This is a genomic window from Peribacillus muralis (assembly GCF_001439925.1).
Classification (GTDB): domain Bacteria; phylum Bacillota; class Bacilli; order Bacillales; family DSM-1321; genus Peribacillus; species Peribacillus muralis.
The window spans coordinates 15,075-29,927 of sequence record NZ_LMBV01000025.1 but is presented as its reverse complement, the minus strand read 5'-3'; the positions used below and the strand labels follow the sequence as shown (position 1 = coordinate 29,927).

Below are 14,853 nucleotides of genomic sequence, written 5' to 3'. Positions count from 1 at the left end.
CAGTTGCTTTTTTACTATACAGACCAGAATAATTCTATATAAATGATTGAATGTAAATTATTAAGTAACCCAGCTAATCTTCCTATGTGAAGGTAGCTGGGTTTTTATAGCTGATGTGCAAATTATCGGTCAAAGTGACACACATTATATGTCACCTCTACAATAAGTCTTATGGAACTAAAGGGGCAGTTTAGTTGAACAAGTAAATTAATCCTCTATATATAGCAATTGACTAAACCAATTATTTAGGCTAAGATATTTTCAATTAATATAGAATATACGGCTATGAAGAGAAGAGTAATTTTGATTAATTATTTTCAGAGAGCTCCGGTAGGTGGGAAGGAGTAATAATGATCTTAATGAAAAAAGGCTTGGAGCTTCGCACGGATCTAAGGGCGTTCTTAGTGATACTGCGACGGGATCTCCCGTTAAAGAGATAGGGTATAATCAATTATTAAAAAATTCCGTACCTGAAGAGGTTGATATGGTGACATATCAATAAACTGAGGTGGTACCGCGGAGCTATAAACTCTCGTCCTCAAGATGAATATCTTGGGGGTGGGAGTTTTTTTGTTGTTTAGAAATATAAATTCATAATTTAAAAATCCTTATAAACAAACTAAAAGAATGGAGCGAAAAGAATGATCAATGAACAAACAGCTTTTAGAATAGAGAAATTAGAGACTTTAAAATCGCAGGGGATTCCAGTATATCCTGAAAGGTTTTCTATAAATTATGAACTTTATGAAGCCTCTCAGCTTGAAGACGGAACTTCTGGAGTCCGGGTTGCCGGAAGAATAATGAGTCTTAGAAACTTCAGCAAATTAAGTTTTATTACTATTTCAAACATACAAGGAAGCTTACAACTTCTGTTGAAAAAGGATGAGATTGGCGAGGAACCTTTTAATCAATTTCATAATTTATTGGATATAGGAGATTTTATCGGTGTGGAAGGACGTATGTATACGACTAAAACGAATGAGAAAACACTTCGTATCGAAAGCTATGTGTTTCTTGGGAAGGCGTTGCGGACTCTTCCAGAAAAATGGCACGGTTTAAGCAACGTTGAACTTCGATATAGACAACGTTATTTAGATTTAATGATGACAAAAGACACTCAAAGCCGTTTACTAGCCAGAACCAAAATGGTACGTGCCATTCGCAGATTCTTTGAAGACCAGGAATTTTTAGAAGTAGAAACACCAGTTTTACAGCATACTTCCTCGGGTGCTTTAGCTAAACCTTTTAGGACCTATCATAACTCTTTAGATACTGAATTAAATTTACGTATTGCACCGGAAACCTATTTAAAAAGGTTAATTGTAGGTGGTTTTACCAAAGTATTTGAATTTGCAAAGTGTTTTAGGAACGAGGGGATTAGTCCTCAACATCTTCAAGAATTTACAATGGTTGAAGGATATGCGGCATACTGGAATTATGAGGATACAATGAAATTAATGCGTGATATGGTTCTGTTTGTTCTGGATCAAACCTTTAATACAACTACTATTACCATCCAGGGTCAAACGATAAACTTTTCACTAGAATGGGACATTGTCTCTTTCAGGGATTTAATCTTAAAAGACACAGGGATTGATATAGACCTTTATCCTGATGTTAAGGATTTATATCAAGAAACGTTGAGGAAAAATGTCAACTTAGAACATTCTGACATTGAATCTTTAGGGAGAGGTAATTTTATTGATCTTCTTTACAAGAAAATGTGTCGACCACAACTAGTTAAACCGACATTTTTAATCAAGCATCCTATTGATTTATCCCCACTAGCTAGAGCCAATGATCAAAACCCTGCTCTTACAGACCGGTTCCAATTAGTGGTGAATGGTGCGGAAATTATAAATGCCTATTCAGAGCTGGTTGACCCACTTGAACAAAGAAGAAGGCTGGAGGCTCAAGCCCATCTTAAAAGTAATGGAGATTTAGAAGCTATGGAGATGGATGAAGATTATCTAATAGCTATGGAATATGGAATGCCTCCCATTTCTGGTTGGGGATTTGGAATTGAACGATTATTAATGGTACTAACGGATAGTGATACAATTAAAGATTGTGTTTTATTTCCATTAACTAAAAAACTATAGTGGCCCTCCCAATATAGTGTTCAATATTTAGGTGGTAGACTGTAACCTCAGTTACCACCTAAATATCGAACAATAAAGTTTTTAGGGTACAGTTCCTTAATGAACTTCTTTCAATTGGAGATCCTTTTTCAGTGCCGATAGCATCCGTTTATGTTAACTAGTTTTGTATATGTTATTCATTATTAAGAGCAGTGGATTTTCCAACTTGAAATTGCACTCTGTTTAGTTCACTGTGGATTTTTGTTACTCTGTTTGTTAGTTGTCAATCCGATTTTATCCTTTTCAGTAATTGATCTGATAACCTTACATGGTACACCAGCAGCAATAACATTTGCAGGAATATTCTTCGTCACAACACTTCCAGCACCAATAATTGAATTATCACCAATAGTCACTCCTGGAACAATTGTAACAGAACCACCTATCCAAACATTATCACTTATATTGATTGGTAAAGTACGCTCATACCCTGCTATACGCTCAATTGCATCAATTGCATGATTTGGTGTATACAAACTAACATTCGGACCAATCCACACATTGTTTCCAATAGTAACCTTGGCACAATCTAGAATGGTGCAGTTTGTGTTCGTATAGAAATTATCCCCAACTGTAATATTATAGCCATAATCACAGTTAAACGGTGATTCAATCCAGGCATTTTCTCCCACGGAATGAAATAATTTTTGGATGATTTGGTTTCTTTCGTAGCGTTGAGATGGCTTCATGTGATTAAATTCAAATAACAAATCCTTGGCTCTCTCTCTTTCTTCAGTTAACTCATTGTCCCAACTTATGTAGTATTCTTGGTTTAACATTTTATCTTTTTCACTCATGGTAAAATCCCCCTTTAGGTTAATAAATAATATCGGATAATTTTAACATATATCATCTCATTAAAATGCTAAAAGCAATGTGATTCATTTGAGAAACTATTTATTTAAAGACGTTATATTTAAATTTTCTTTACGCATACTTAACATTTTTCTCAATTAAGTTTAATAGATAAAACCTAAGCTTAGGCTAGATTAATAGTTCAATATGAAATTTAAAAATAAAGAGGTGGAGAAAATGAAAAAACGCTTAATAGGAACTGCTGTTTTATCTGTTGCAGCTATGGCTGCATTAACTTTCAGTACGACTACTCAATCAAATGCAAAGGCTGATACCTCTTTAAGCAATGGGAAAGCTAAAAATGTGATTCTCTTTGTTGGCGATGGCATGGGAACGGATCACCGTGATGCAATTCGTCTTGCTACGGTTGGAACAAATGGCAAGCTTGCTATGGATGACATGCCAGTGGAAGGAAGGGTCCATACTTCTTCTGGAAGCTCATTTGTAACGGATTCTGCAGCTGCAGCTACAGCCATAGCATCAGGTGTAAAAAGCTATAATGGGGCCGTTGGGGTTAACATGAAAGGGAAACCAGTTCAAACCGTTCTAGAGAAAGCAAAATTGTCTGGAAAAGCGACAGGCCTTGTTACCACAAGTCTAGTGACAGATGCAACTCCTGCTGCCTTTGGTGCTCATGTTTCAAATCGAAGTGCTCAAAGTGATATTGCTAAACAATATCTTGAAAATAGTAAGGTAGATGTTATTTTAGGCGGTGGTGAGGATTATTGGTATCCATCAGGAAGTCCAGGCACTTATCCTGATGCTCCATCTGAAGATAAAGAAGAAGGTAGTAAAGGAACGAAGGGGAATTTGGTCAATAAGGCTCAGAAATTAGGTTATACGTTTGTTGATAATGCTAATGAACTAAAATATGCAAAAGGCCAAAAAGTTCTAGGCTTATTTGCAAATGAAGAAATGTTCCAGCCAGCTCCTGACGGTGAAGGGGATGTCTACAACCCAACTGTTTCTTTACGGGACATGACGAAAAAAGCAATTGATACGTTGTCTCAAAATAAAAAAGGCTTCTTCCTTGTAGTGGAAGAAGAGGGAATTGATGAAATGGCTCACAATAATAATGCTTCCCTCACAATCAAAGCTGGACAACAATTAGATGATTCAGTTAAGATAGCCAAAAAATATGCAAAAACTCATCCAGATACATTAGTTCTTGTTACAGCTGACCACTCAACCGGAGGCCTTTCACTTGAAACAACCGATAAAAATGATGAGTCTGGTGATGGCGTTTCTAAAGAAGACGGTCCTTTCAACATTGCTAATTCTAAAGAACAATTTATGGTAGATTGGACTACGGAAGGACATACTGCTTCAGATGTACCACTTAATGCAATGGGTGCAAAATCTGAACTTTTCAAAGGGGTCTATGAGAATACGTATATCCACGATGCTCTTGTTAAAGCAATGAAACTTAAATAATCAAATATGCATAGCCAGAAGCTACTATTGAAGATGCCTATGTAGTTGGGGAAACAGTAACAGCTAATTTAGAAAAGGATGATTTATTAATCATTGGTTCAGGATCAGGAGAAACCAAAACCTTGGTTGCCATTGCTGAAAAAGCTAAAAGCTTAGGAGGTATAGTCGCAGCTATTACCATTGCTCCCGAATCATCCATTGGAGAGTTGCAGATATTATTGTTAAATTACCGGGGGTAACGAAAGATCAATCTGAAGGCGATTACAGGACCATTCAACCAATGGGATCTATATTCGAGCAAACGATGTTATTATTTTATGACGCTTCAATCCTTCGTATTATGGAGAGAAAGAGCTTGGATTCTAATAAAATGTATGGTAAACATGCTAATCTCGAATAGAGTAAAATATACAGAAAAGGAAAACTTTCTTTATAAACTAACGGAAGCGTAGCTGAAGATCGGAGCTGTCTTTAAGGCGGCTTTTTTTTGTGGAACTAACCGGGCAGGTTAGTTCCACAAGGATGTAATTACAAATAATTAAACCGTAATCTCCACTTTGATGGTTTTTTCCTTTTTATTATTTATCGTTCGTTATCGTTTGGAAAGCCATGTTTACTGTTGTTTAATTTCTCTAATCTTCCTCTATAAAACGTATCTTTTAATTCTTCAAGTTTAAACGGTAGGAGTGGCGACAGGAATGGGACTCCTACAGAACGGAGACTGGCCATATAGATAATTAATAGCGTTGTAACTATAATCATTCCTGTACTGCCAAAGTAATTTCCGACAATTAAAAATAAAATGCGAAGTGTTGCTATCGCTGACCCCAACTGCTTGTTAATAATCAGGAAACCCGATAAAAAGGTTATTGCTATGACAATTAAACTTACAGGATGGATAATCTTAGCTGAGACTGCTGTTTCTCCGATCGCAATTGTGGCAAACAATGAGATAAGTATGATTGCACTTTGAGGAACCCTGAAAATAACGTCAATTAAGATAGTTATTAATCCAATAAGTATTAACATCGTCCAAAATGAAGGAAGCAGTTCATCATTTTTCAGAAGGGTTTTTGTTACTTTACCTGGATATCCGTCTGCATAAAAATTTATAAGTATCACATAAATGCTAGGTAAGTAAATGCTTAGGACAAAGCCTGTAAACCTTAATAACCGATTCATTAGCCTGCCATATTTCTGATTGTATTCATCAGGTGCTTGAAATATCGAAATAAATAAACCTGGTAATATAATGGCGTATGGATTCCCATCTACAAGTACCACAACTTTTCCGTCATATAATGAAGATATAACAACATCGGGTCGTTCTGAGTCCTCATACATTGTGAAAAGTGCAACTGTCTCACCTTCAATAGCTTCTTTAATTGTCATAGATTCCAGAACATAGTTAACGGAAATTTTATCAATACGTTTTCTTACCTCCGCTAATACATTCTGATCAACTACTTTTTTTATGTAGAGGATGGAAATCTCTGTATCAGATAATGTTCCTATTTTCAAAGACTCGACGCAAAAACTTGGTGTCTTAACCATTCCCCGCAATAAGCTAATGTTAGTATTAAGATTTTCGGTGAGGCCAACACGTGCCCCTTTTGCAGATCGTTCACTGGTTGCTTGTTCAATGTTTCTTTCTTTAAACTGTGTAGTCCCAGCTATAATTCCTAATTCAATGCCTTCGAATAGTATAACGGTTCCTCCGTTTACTATGGCATCGGTTAATTCCTTATATTCTTTTACAACGAATACTTCTGCTGTTTTAAGAATATTCTCTGAAACATCCTCTATGATAGAGTTTTTATTTATGGGCACTTTCGTTGAATATAATAGGGGTGTAATTACGTTTTCCTGCAAGCTATCTTTATTTACTGCTCCATCAAGATAAATAAGGTGTACCATTCGCGAACGACTAGAACCGATTTTTAACTTCCTGACTCTAAAATCAGTTGCATTGTTGAAACTTTCCTTTAGCTGTTTTGTGTTTTCTTGGAGACTCTTAAGTATCTTATTAATTATCCTAACCACCCTTAGTATGTTCATCATTTAAAATAAATGTATATAATTCCCACCCCGTATTTATAATATCAACAAGTATTTTTTTTTTAGTCTCGAAAAAAAACTTTATTTCCCAATCATTAAACGATAAATATCTATAAACTTATATAGGTAAGCAAAAAGGTTATATCTCCTTTTCACATTAGTACGTGCGAGGGCGTACCAAATATTCAATGTATGTAAGCAATTATGTAATGAAAGAAATTTTTCTTAAGGTGCTTTACTTCAATAAGAGAGTTGCTTTGGCAGTTCTTATTGTTATGGAACTAATGGGGAAAGGATAGTTGAAGAGTGCTGTTTGTTCTTTATTCAACAATTGGGGCCATTTAATCCGCAGAGCCAGTACTCCGCGGATGCGTAGGATTCGTTCTTGCATGAATATTGTGATACCGAAAGAAGCAGCTGCGGATAATAAAGTGACTCTCATTCGCTTTCATCACCGGGGAGTACTCGTAACAACGCCAGTTATTCAGAATCTAATAATTAAGACTTTTATGGAATATAAAGGGGGGAGATTTAATGATTGGATTAGGAACACTAGGCGCTTTTGCGCTAGTATCTTTAGGGATGGTCTGTTCACCAGGTCCTAATATGATTTATTTAATATCCAGGACAATTTCGCAAGGTAAAAAGGCAGGGATCATATCTCTTTTAGGTGTAATTACTGGTTTTATAATTTATATCGTAGCTACAATGTTGGGCTTATCCTTCTTGTTCGAATTAGTTCCAGTAATGTATGACATCATTAAATGGGTAGGTGTTATCTACTTGTTGTGGTTAGCATGGAATGCAATAAAACTAGGAGCAAGTTCAATCCTGGAGCCACAACATTTAGCTGTAGAGTCACCAAAAAAACTATATGGTATGGGCCTTATGACAAATTTGTTGAATCCAAAAATTGCAATCTTGTATATTTCACTTTTACCTCAATTTATGGATCCTAATAGTGGTTCACTGCTTGTTCAAACTGCTCAATTAGGAACGGTGCAAATACTTGTTAGCTTTGCTGTAAATTCACTAATTGTATTATTTGCTGGGCAAGTCGCGGTTTGGGTTGGAGAAAGACCTTTTTTTGTTAAAATTCAACGCTGGTTCATGGCATCTGTTTTAGGTGCTTTAGCTGTAAACTTAGCTTTTCATGAAAAAAAATAAACCTTTGGAGAGTTTTATTAGTATTAGTTACTCTTGTTTTTATCACGAAAGAAAACGTTTGTTTAAATACGATGGCTGTATGTAATGATGGTTACTTTGTGAAAAAAATAAGTAACAGACTTTGAAAGGCATGCAATTTAATTTTTGGGCAGGTTTTGCTTATGCAACTAACGGGGCAGGATTGTTTAATTTTGGCACAATAAAAAGCCCTGAAATAAATCGGGCTTTTTATTTGTGTTCGCAATGTTTCTCTAAAATGGTTGACTAAGTCGCATCCCAATAAATTTGACATATGTTAAACAAAAGGAGTGAAATGAATAATGCAAAGTTTTCCTTATGAAAATTATCGTGAAGCATTGCCACCTGGTCAGTATGCTTATACAAGTGGTTTTCCTGCGATGATGAAAAATTTATCCCCTACTTATACAATTCCAACTGAACCAGTATTTTTAGATCATTTACTAATGAATCTAGAAAAAACAATTAACGTCGTAACAACCAATGGTACACTGGAAGGGAAATTAACAGGAGTTGCTATCGATCACATTCAACTCACCGTTGGAAATGTAAATCACCATATTCGTTATCAACATATTGTCTACTACACTGGTAAGCCTTAACCGCGTCTAAGGACGCTTTTTTATTTTGTCCTTGCTGTTTAGTCGGGATGTTCATCAATTTTTTTCTTTTAATTTTATTTAGGGTATTTATGCAATAATTCCCAATATAAAGATTGGGGAGAAAAACAATGAACTAGGTATTAATTCCAATAGCATTTATTGTTTGGTTTTTAATCAGCTTTATCAAAACTCAAAAAGAAAGAAACACTTTACTTAAAGACATTTCATTAAAATTAGATATTTATAAAATTGACAAAAAGGAAGAGTGATAGAATACTCTTTCTTTTTTATTTTTTATTTTATTATTTCTCCATCACCTTTACTTCACAGTTTGTGTCAACTCTACATTAAGTCATTATAGACTGTGTGAGCTAGCTGGCGATCGGAGCTGTCTCTAAACAGCTTATTCTTATGGAACTAAAGGGGCAGGTTAGTTGCACAAGGCTTAATTATTTTCGTTCCAGAATATATGCTCATAAATAGTTCAGGTTGAGGAGATTAGAACTATAAAAGTTGTGAGTTTAGCTGGAATTGCAATTAGTTCAGTAGTAATAGCTTTGAGAATGGGCAATGTAGATAATTACTTGTATGACTTAGTTATCAGGAAATCGCTAATCTTTTCTCATCCTGCTAGGCCATTTTCTTTTTTTACTAACAGGTGCTTTAGTTCGTAAAAAGATAAAAGGAGAGTACATATTATACATGGTTATATGTGCTCTCCTTTAATATTAAGGTTTTTATAATTTTGGTCTTGATAATAGAAGTTCAGTTATAAAATCTCCATCTTTGAAGGGTTGCTCTGTTTTGTGTAATAGCGTTGGGAAGATAAACAAAGTTACCATCATAAAAAATTGTCGCACTAAAAATCAATATTCTCTTAGGTAGATAATGTAAAATCAAAGGGGAGGTGTTATTGATTCGAAGCACAAAGGAACAGGTACCAATGGTGGTACCCCATAATAGTGATATAGCTTATTTCATTTAACTACTTACAATTGTATTTTCTTCTTTGCATGCTTTAATTACTTCTAACCAATAATTCGGTTTTTGACCTTTAAACTTCTCTTTCAAATTGAATGTAGCTAATCTTTCTAATTTGTTTTTTGCTGCCTTAGACATGACTGAATTAAGATTAGAAGCTTCTAACATTTGGATAGAACCATCTAGTTCAATTGATCTTCTTAATGCATGAATAGAAGTTCCCGTTACTAATCGATTCATGGTTTCTTTAAAGCTCTTGCTATCCATAGTTTCACTTATCGAATCTAAAACCAATTCTTCTATATTAAATTCATGGGCGGCCTCTAACAACTCTAGATAAAGGGCGGCTACTCCCTTCATATAAATACTACGGACTAGTTTTATAGCAGAAGCGTCGCCAGGATTCTCACTCACCTTAGTTATATCCATGCCGTATGGAGTCATTAAGGCGATAAGCCGATCCACTCCGTTGCCACTTGCTGAAATAGGAACTTTATGTTTATAAACTGGTAAGGGTCCTAACATTGCTGCGTCGACAAAAAATGTATTCTTTTCTTGTATGTTTTTGTTAATATTTTGTTTTACTACAGGAGTCGAAGCCGATACATCAACGTAAATACAATCTTTCTTCAGATGAAGTTTTAACACTTCGCTAACCTCATAAGCTTTATCTGCTGGTACTGCTACCATGACTACATCAACTTCATTTAATACGCCCTCGGGATTGGAACGAAGCTCCACTTGCGCTTGTATAGCCCGTTCTTTTATTTGCGGACCGAAAGTAGGATGGTCTAACATGACATCATGAGCGAGGATCTTTTCTAAACCTTCTTGTTTTAATCCAACGGATAATTCAAAGGCTGCTTCTCCAAATCCAATAAAACCTAATTTCATTCTAAAGTACTCCCTTCTTTTTATAGTCCATACGCTTTTATTTGTTCTCTCAACCAAGGAGGTTCAATGCTTCCTTCTGGTTTACCTTGCTTGCGGGTTTTTTCATAAGCTGTAATGGTTTCTATGCGCGTTTTCTCATAATCTAGTTTTTTCTCTGCCTTAGAAAGAGCCACTTCAATCTTGTCTCTTGGAACCACAATAACACCATCATCATCACCAATGATCAAATCCCCTGGAATTACGGATACCCCTCCACAAGAAATAGGTTTATGAAGCTCACCAGGACCATCTTTAAGAGGACCGTTTGGAATAAATCCTTTTGCAAAAATAGGGAATTTTAATTCGCTAAGTGTTTCTTTATCACGAACTAATCCATCAATGATGACTCCTTCAAGTCCAATGGCTTTCGCAGCTCCTGCCATCAATTCTCCAAGGTAGGCGTTTGAAGTATGTCCTTTTCCATCCGCAACTAATACATAACCTTCTTTCCCATCATAGATAGCTTGATGAAGGAACAAATTATCTCCAGGTCTTAAGCTTACTGTTAGAGCAGTACCAACTACTTTCATACCTGGTGCTACAGGCTTTATTTTATAATCCATAGAACCTGTACATCCCATCGCATCTGATATAAGTGTAGTGTTAAGACGTTTTGCTCTTTCGATAATTTCTTCCGACAATAACGGTGCTAAGTTACTCAATGACATGCACTCCTTTTACTTTTTTATGTTTCCATTAACTAAACAATTAGCTACTAAATGTAACTTATTATCTTTGATGTACCATAACTAAGATAACGCTTTCAAAAATCACATAATTTTTAGTGTATTTCCTGTCTCTTCAACACTTTGTCACGTTATTTTTCTAAGTTTATGACAAAAAAAGAGTTGTAGGTCATTGAAAAATCCACTATTTTTCTTAACTTCAGTTTTAAAGTAATAAATATTACTAAAACTTGTTTGGGGGTAATATTTATTACTAATAACTTAAATGTATACTAACAGCGTTATTTATTAAAGTAAACCCTTTTTTTAAATGACATTGAAAAGAAACTGAATTTTAAGAAGAAAAACGGCTTAAGAACAAAGAAAGCGAATTAGATTGTTAACTTGAAAGGTTCAATCACCTTTATTAGCTCATTTATTCCGAAGTTCTAAAAGAAATTAATTTTATTTACTACTTATGAAGTAATCATGCATAACGTTTATGGATACGTTCTAGAATTTTCAGGTAAGGAAATTATTAATAGTCTTATTTAAGGAACTCTTTTTTACATTAATAAATAAAAATGCTAAAATTCAATTAAATATCGTAATAAATACTTTATTGGAATAAAAAAATATAAAATTTACACTATAATATGTTCAATAGGAGCGAATCTTATGGAAAACCCAATATTAAAATTAAAAAACAAGATATCAGAATTAACAGAAACACAACAAAGAGTTGCGGACTATATTATTAAAAATCCTGTGGATGTCGCTTTTTTAACCGTTGATCAGTTGGCTGGAATTGTAGGAACTAGTACTACCACCATTATGAGATTGACTTTTAGTCTGAATTATTCGGGATATACTGAATTTCAAAAAGGACTTCAGGAACTTTTACGTAATAGAGCAGCTCCTCAAATTAGATTAGAGGCAAATTTAAAAGATTTAAATGAAAGTGATTTGTGGATTCGCTCTGCAGAAAGTCAACTCAATAATATTCAATCTACAGTAGAGATGATTTCCACGGAGAGTTTAAATAAAACGGTGGAAATGATTGTGTCCGCAGATCGAATATTTTGTACCAGTGTGAGAAGTGGATTACCAGTGGCACAACATTTAACTTTTGGACTTAATCGTCTACTTGGAAACTGTGAATTGATTGTTGCTGATTTAAGCGATTGGGTTGATAAAGGAATTAATTTTACTTCGAAGGATTTAGTCATCGCAACCTCTTTTCCAAGATACGCTAGAAGAATTGTTGAATTCGCTATGGCAGCTAAAGACAATAAGGCACAAGTTATTTCTATTACTGATAGTTATTCTTCTCCTCTAGTTAAGTATTCGGATTTAGTATTGCCATGTAATTCTAGTAGTATCGCTTTTCATAATTCACCAATAGCATCTATGCTTGTAGCAGATTATCTTGTAAGCGCCATAGCCATCAATTATCCTGAAAAAACCAAAAATCGTCTTGATGAAATTAATTCAATTCTTACCAAAATGAATTATCACTATAGTGATTAAATTTAAAAGGTGATAGGAGCAGGGATTCAATTGAATCCTTGCTTCTATCACCTTTTTATTTCTTCTTAACCAGATATCCTACTCACCAGCATCTACTCTCTGCTTGATTAAAAAAGGTTTACTTTTAATAAGCATCCATGATAGTATGCTTTTAATAGTTAAAAATATTACAACAAAAACTATAAAGGTAAAAAAAATTACTACAAAAAAGGACATTAATTCTTAGAGATATAGTTAGTTTTCTCCAATTTATGGTTTTTTAAAAATATCACCAGTATATGTCTGAATATTTTAACAAAAGTAATTATTATAATATGCTGAATGACTATTGGAATCTAAGAATCACCGAATATTGCTTTATTTTTAAAATTAAAGGTTTTTGAAAACGTTATCTTTTTGAGTTTTTTTGTTTAAAGGTAATAAATGATCTTTATGTTACTTTAACTATTAGAAAAATTTCTTACATGTAATGAGCACTCTTTAATTAAAGTGGTGATTAATAAAAAAATTTTAAATGAAAAAGAGGTGTAATTAAGTGAATAATTTAAAACTGTAAAAATCAGATGAGACTATTAAAAGTGCAAGATACCAGCGTATTGGTAATATTATCTTAACGGATCTAATGATCAATTGGATGTATAATTACTAGTACTTCAAGCTATGGTTCATATTAACAATTACAGGGGAATTCAATAATGTCAGTTTTGTAAACCCTTACAATGAAGTGGTGTTAAGATTCCATTAAGCAGTGCTAACTTATAGTATAGAAAATTTTCATTTATGATTCGAAATATCGTATTCAACATGTATTCTAAAAAGTCAGGGAAGATAAAGAGGGGGCATACTATGTTAACATTTCTGGGATTTGCCATGATTGTGGTCTTTATGTATTTAATCATGAGTAAGCGCTTATCAGCGTTCAGTGCACTTACGGTTGTTCCAATAATTTTTGCGCTAATTGCAGGATTTACGGATTTAGGACCGATGATGTTAAAAGGTCTAGAGACTATAGCTCCTACTGCAATTATGATTATTTTTGCCATTCTTTATTTTGGTGTATTAATTGATACAGGATTATTTGATCCATTAGTATCAAGAATTTTAAAAATGGTAGGCGGTGACCCATTAAAAATTGTGCTGGGCACTGCGATTTTATCATTGGTAGTTGCTTTAGATGGTGATGGTACTATTACCTACCTTATTGTAGTAACAGCTTTTCTTCCTTTATATAATAAACTGGGTATGAATAAACTCATTTTGGCCTGCATTCCTGCGTTAGCGATGGGGGTTATGAACTTGTTACCGTGGGGTGGACCAGCTGCCCAAGCTACGGCGGCGGTAAAAGTGGATATTATAGACTTGCTTTTGCCAATCATTCCTTCTATGATTGCGGGTGTGTTATGGATTTTAGGAGTGGCATACTTCTTGGGTCGACGTGAGCGTAAGAGATTAGGAGTTATTAATATTGAAGCTTTTAATGAAGAAGAAATTGCTGCTGCAGTTGAGGTAGGAATGGAATCATCAATAAAACGACCTAAATTATTTTGGTTTAACCTAGGACTTACGATTTTAGTATTGGCAGCTTTACTTACCGGCTTCCTACCGTTGCCTGCGTTATTCATGCTCGGCTTTGCCATCGTTATGATTGTAAATTATCCAAACTTGCAGGACCAGAAGGATCGCTTACACGCACATGCAGGTAATATATTAACTGTTGTCTCCATGATATTTGCAGCAGGTGTATTTACTGGGATTATAGATGGTACTGGCATGGTTAGCGCGATGGCAGATACCCTAATAGCAGTTATTCCAGACTCTCTCGGACCAAAATTAACAGTCATTGTTGCACTTATAAGCATGCCATTTACATTTTTCATGGCGAATGCTCCCTTTTATTTCGGGATTATTCCGATTATGGCAGAAACAGCTGCCAACTTCGGTATCCATCCGATGGAAGTTGGACAAGCTTCTTTATTAGGACAACCCTTGCACTTGTTAAGTCCACTCCAAGGTTCTATCTATATATTAATGGGGCTTCTTGGTATAGAAATAGGTGATCATATTCGCTTTACAGCCAAGTATGCGGTAGGTACAGCATTAGTTATGATAATTGTTGGTGTATTGTTCGGAGTACTATCCATTTAATCATATAAACATAATAAATTGCAGAGAGCTAGTATTTCAAAATAGCTCTCTCTTTTATTGGTCTAGAATTACTTATTATTGTAACTATTTTATTTCACGCTTATTTATAAAGTACTAAAGTTGATTTTACTTTTTAATAAAACTTCTAATGCACCAGGATTAAGCAGCGTACAAAAGCTTTAAAAGAAGTCCAGGAAGCTTAGTAGGCCTTGGTATAGCAATGGGTAATGGAGATGAATAATTATTTTTTTTTGCTGATCTTTACTAAAAAAACAGTGAATACGGTATAGCTTTTGCATAGAAAAAGTATGGGGTTAATTTTGC

General features: G+C 34.6%; 10 protein-coding genes, 1 pseudogene and 1 other annotated feature. Of the genes and pseudogenes, 7 read left to right on the top strand and 4 right to left on the bottom strand.

The window, feature by feature from the left end:
• Positions 1-276: 276 nt before the first annotated feature.
• Positions 277-543 (top strand) — a binding site (T-box leader).
• Positions 544-641: 98 nt separating this feature from the next.
• On the top strand, positions 642-2,102 hold the full coding sequence (gene lysS, locus ASU00_RS20460) for a lysine--tRNA ligase (protein ID WP_057915311.1): 1,461 nt from the start codon (positions 642-644) through the stop codon (positions 2,100-2,102).
• Positions 2,103-2,329: 227 nt separating this feature from the next.
• Here lysS and ASU00_RS20455 read toward each other — a convergent pair whose 3' ends face one another.
• Positions 2,330-2,938: a sugar O-acetyltransferase gene (locus ASU00_RS20455; protein ID WP_057915310.1), complete on the bottom strand. Its 609-nt coding sequence runs from the start codon at positions 2,936-2,938 to the stop codon at positions 2,330-2,332.
• A 235-nt stretch (positions 2,939-3,173) separates the two neighbouring features.
• Here ASU00_RS20455 and ASU00_RS20450 point away from each other — a divergent pair, with 235 nt between their 5' ends.
• Together ASU00_RS20450 and hxlB are read left to right on the top strand one after the other, a co-directional pair.
• Positions 3,174-4,430, top strand: coding sequence for an alkaline phosphatase (locus ASU00_RS20450; protein WP_057915309.1), 1,257 nt, complete (start codon positions 3,174-3,176; stop codon positions 4,428-4,430).
• A 32-nt stretch (positions 4,431-4,462) separates the two neighbouring features.
• Positions 4,463-4,830, top strand: a pseudogene (hxlB, locus tag ASU00_RS20445) (6-phospho-3-hexuloisomerase); the annotation flags it as partial.
• A gap of 182 nt (positions 4,831-5,012) precedes the next feature.
• Here the strand turns inward: hxlB and ASU00_RS20440 are convergent.
• Positions 5,013-6,491: a spore germination protein gene (locus ASU00_RS20440; RefSeq protein WP_057915308.1), complete on the bottom strand. Its 1,479-nt coding sequence runs from the start codon at positions 6,489-6,491 to the stop codon at positions 5,013-5,015.
• Positions 6,492-7,022: 531 nt separating this feature from the next.
• Between ASU00_RS20440 and ASU00_RS20435 the strand changes: the two genes are divergently transcribed.
• Together ASU00_RS20435 and ASU00_RS20430 are read left to right on the top strand one after the other, a co-directional pair.
• Positions 7,023-7,655: a LysE family translocator gene (locus ASU00_RS20435; protein WP_057915307.1), complete on the top strand. Its 633-nt coding sequence runs from the start codon at positions 7,023-7,025 to the stop codon at positions 7,653-7,655.
• Between the two features lie 320 nt (positions 7,656-7,975).
• Positions 7,976-8,275, top strand: coding sequence for a DUF2642 domain-containing protein (locus ASU00_RS20430; RefSeq protein WP_057915306.1), 300 nt, complete (start codon positions 7,976-7,978; stop codon positions 8,273-8,275).
• 981 nt (positions 8,276-9,256) lie between these two features.
• Here the strand turns inward: ASU00_RS20430 and ASU00_RS20425 are convergent.
• Together ASU00_RS20425 and ASU00_RS20420 are read right to left on the bottom strand one after the other, a co-directional pair.
• Positions 9,257-10,150, bottom strand: a complete 894-nt coding sequence (locus tag ASU00_RS20425; RefSeq protein WP_057915305.1) for a prephenate dehydrogenase/arogenate dehydrogenase family protein — start codon at positions 10,148-10,150, stop codon at positions 9,257-9,259.
• 20 nt (positions 10,151-10,170) lie between these two features.
• Positions 10,171-10,851, bottom strand: coding sequence for an RraA family protein (locus ASU00_RS20420; RefSeq protein ID WP_057915304.1), 681 nt, complete (start codon positions 10,849-10,851; stop codon positions 10,171-10,173).
• 681 nt (positions 10,852-11,532) lie between these two features.
• On the opposite strand from ASU00_RS20420, the gene ASU00_RS20415 reads away from it, so the two are divergent.
• Both ASU00_RS20415 and ASU00_RS20410 read left to right on the top strand, forming a co-directional pair.
• On the top strand, positions 11,533-12,384 hold the full coding sequence (locus ASU00_RS20415) for a MurR/RpiR family transcriptional regulator (RefSeq protein ID WP_057915303.1): 852 nt from the start codon (positions 11,533-11,535) through the stop codon (positions 12,382-12,384).
• Positions 12,385-13,230: 846 nt separating this feature from the next.
• Complete coding sequence (locus tag ASU00_RS20410) at positions 13,231-14,529, top strand: CitMHS family transporter (protein ID WP_057915302.1); 1,299 nt, start codon at positions 13,231-13,233, stop codon at positions 14,527-14,529.
• Positions 14,530-14,853: the final 324 nt, after the last annotated feature.

What these genes read in the sequence shown, in the direction of transcription:
- ASU00_RS20435 (WP_057915307.1), top strand. Translation starts at nt 7,023, where the DNA reads ATGATTGGATTAGGAACACTAGGCGCTTTTGCGCTAGTATCTTTAGGG.
- ASU00_RS20425 (WP_057915305.1), bottom strand. Translation starts at nt 10,150, where the DNA reads ATGAAATTAGGTTTTATTGGATTTGGAGAAGCAGCCTTTGAATTATCC.
- ASU00_RS20450 (WP_057915309.1), top strand. Translation starts at nt 3,174, where the DNA reads ATGAAAAAACGCTTAATAGGAACTGCTGTTTTATCTGTTGCAGCTATG.
- ASU00_RS20430 (WP_057915306.1), top strand. Translation starts at nt 7,976, where the DNA reads ATGCAAAGTTTTCCTTATGAAAATTATCGTGAAGCATTGCCACCTGGT.
- ASU00_RS20440 (WP_057915308.1), bottom strand. Translation starts at nt 6,491, where the DNA reads ATGATGAACATACTAAGGGTGGTTAGGATAATTAATAAGATACTTAAG.
- ASU00_RS20410 (WP_057915302.1), top strand. Translation starts at nt 13,231, where the DNA reads ATGTTAACATTTCTGGGATTTGCCATGATTGTGGTCTTTATGTATTTA.
- ASU00_RS20455 (WP_057915310.1), bottom strand. Translation starts at nt 2,938, where the DNA reads ATGAGTGAAAAAGATAAAATGTTAAACCAAGAATACTACATAAGTTGG.
- lysS (WP_057915311.1), top strand. Translation starts at nt 642, where the DNA reads ATGATCAATGAACAAACAGCTTTTAGAATAGAGAAATTAGAGACTTTA.
- ASU00_RS20415 (WP_057915303.1), top strand. Translation starts at nt 11,533, where the DNA reads ATGGAAAACCCAATATTAAAATTAAAAAACAAGATATCAGAATTAACA.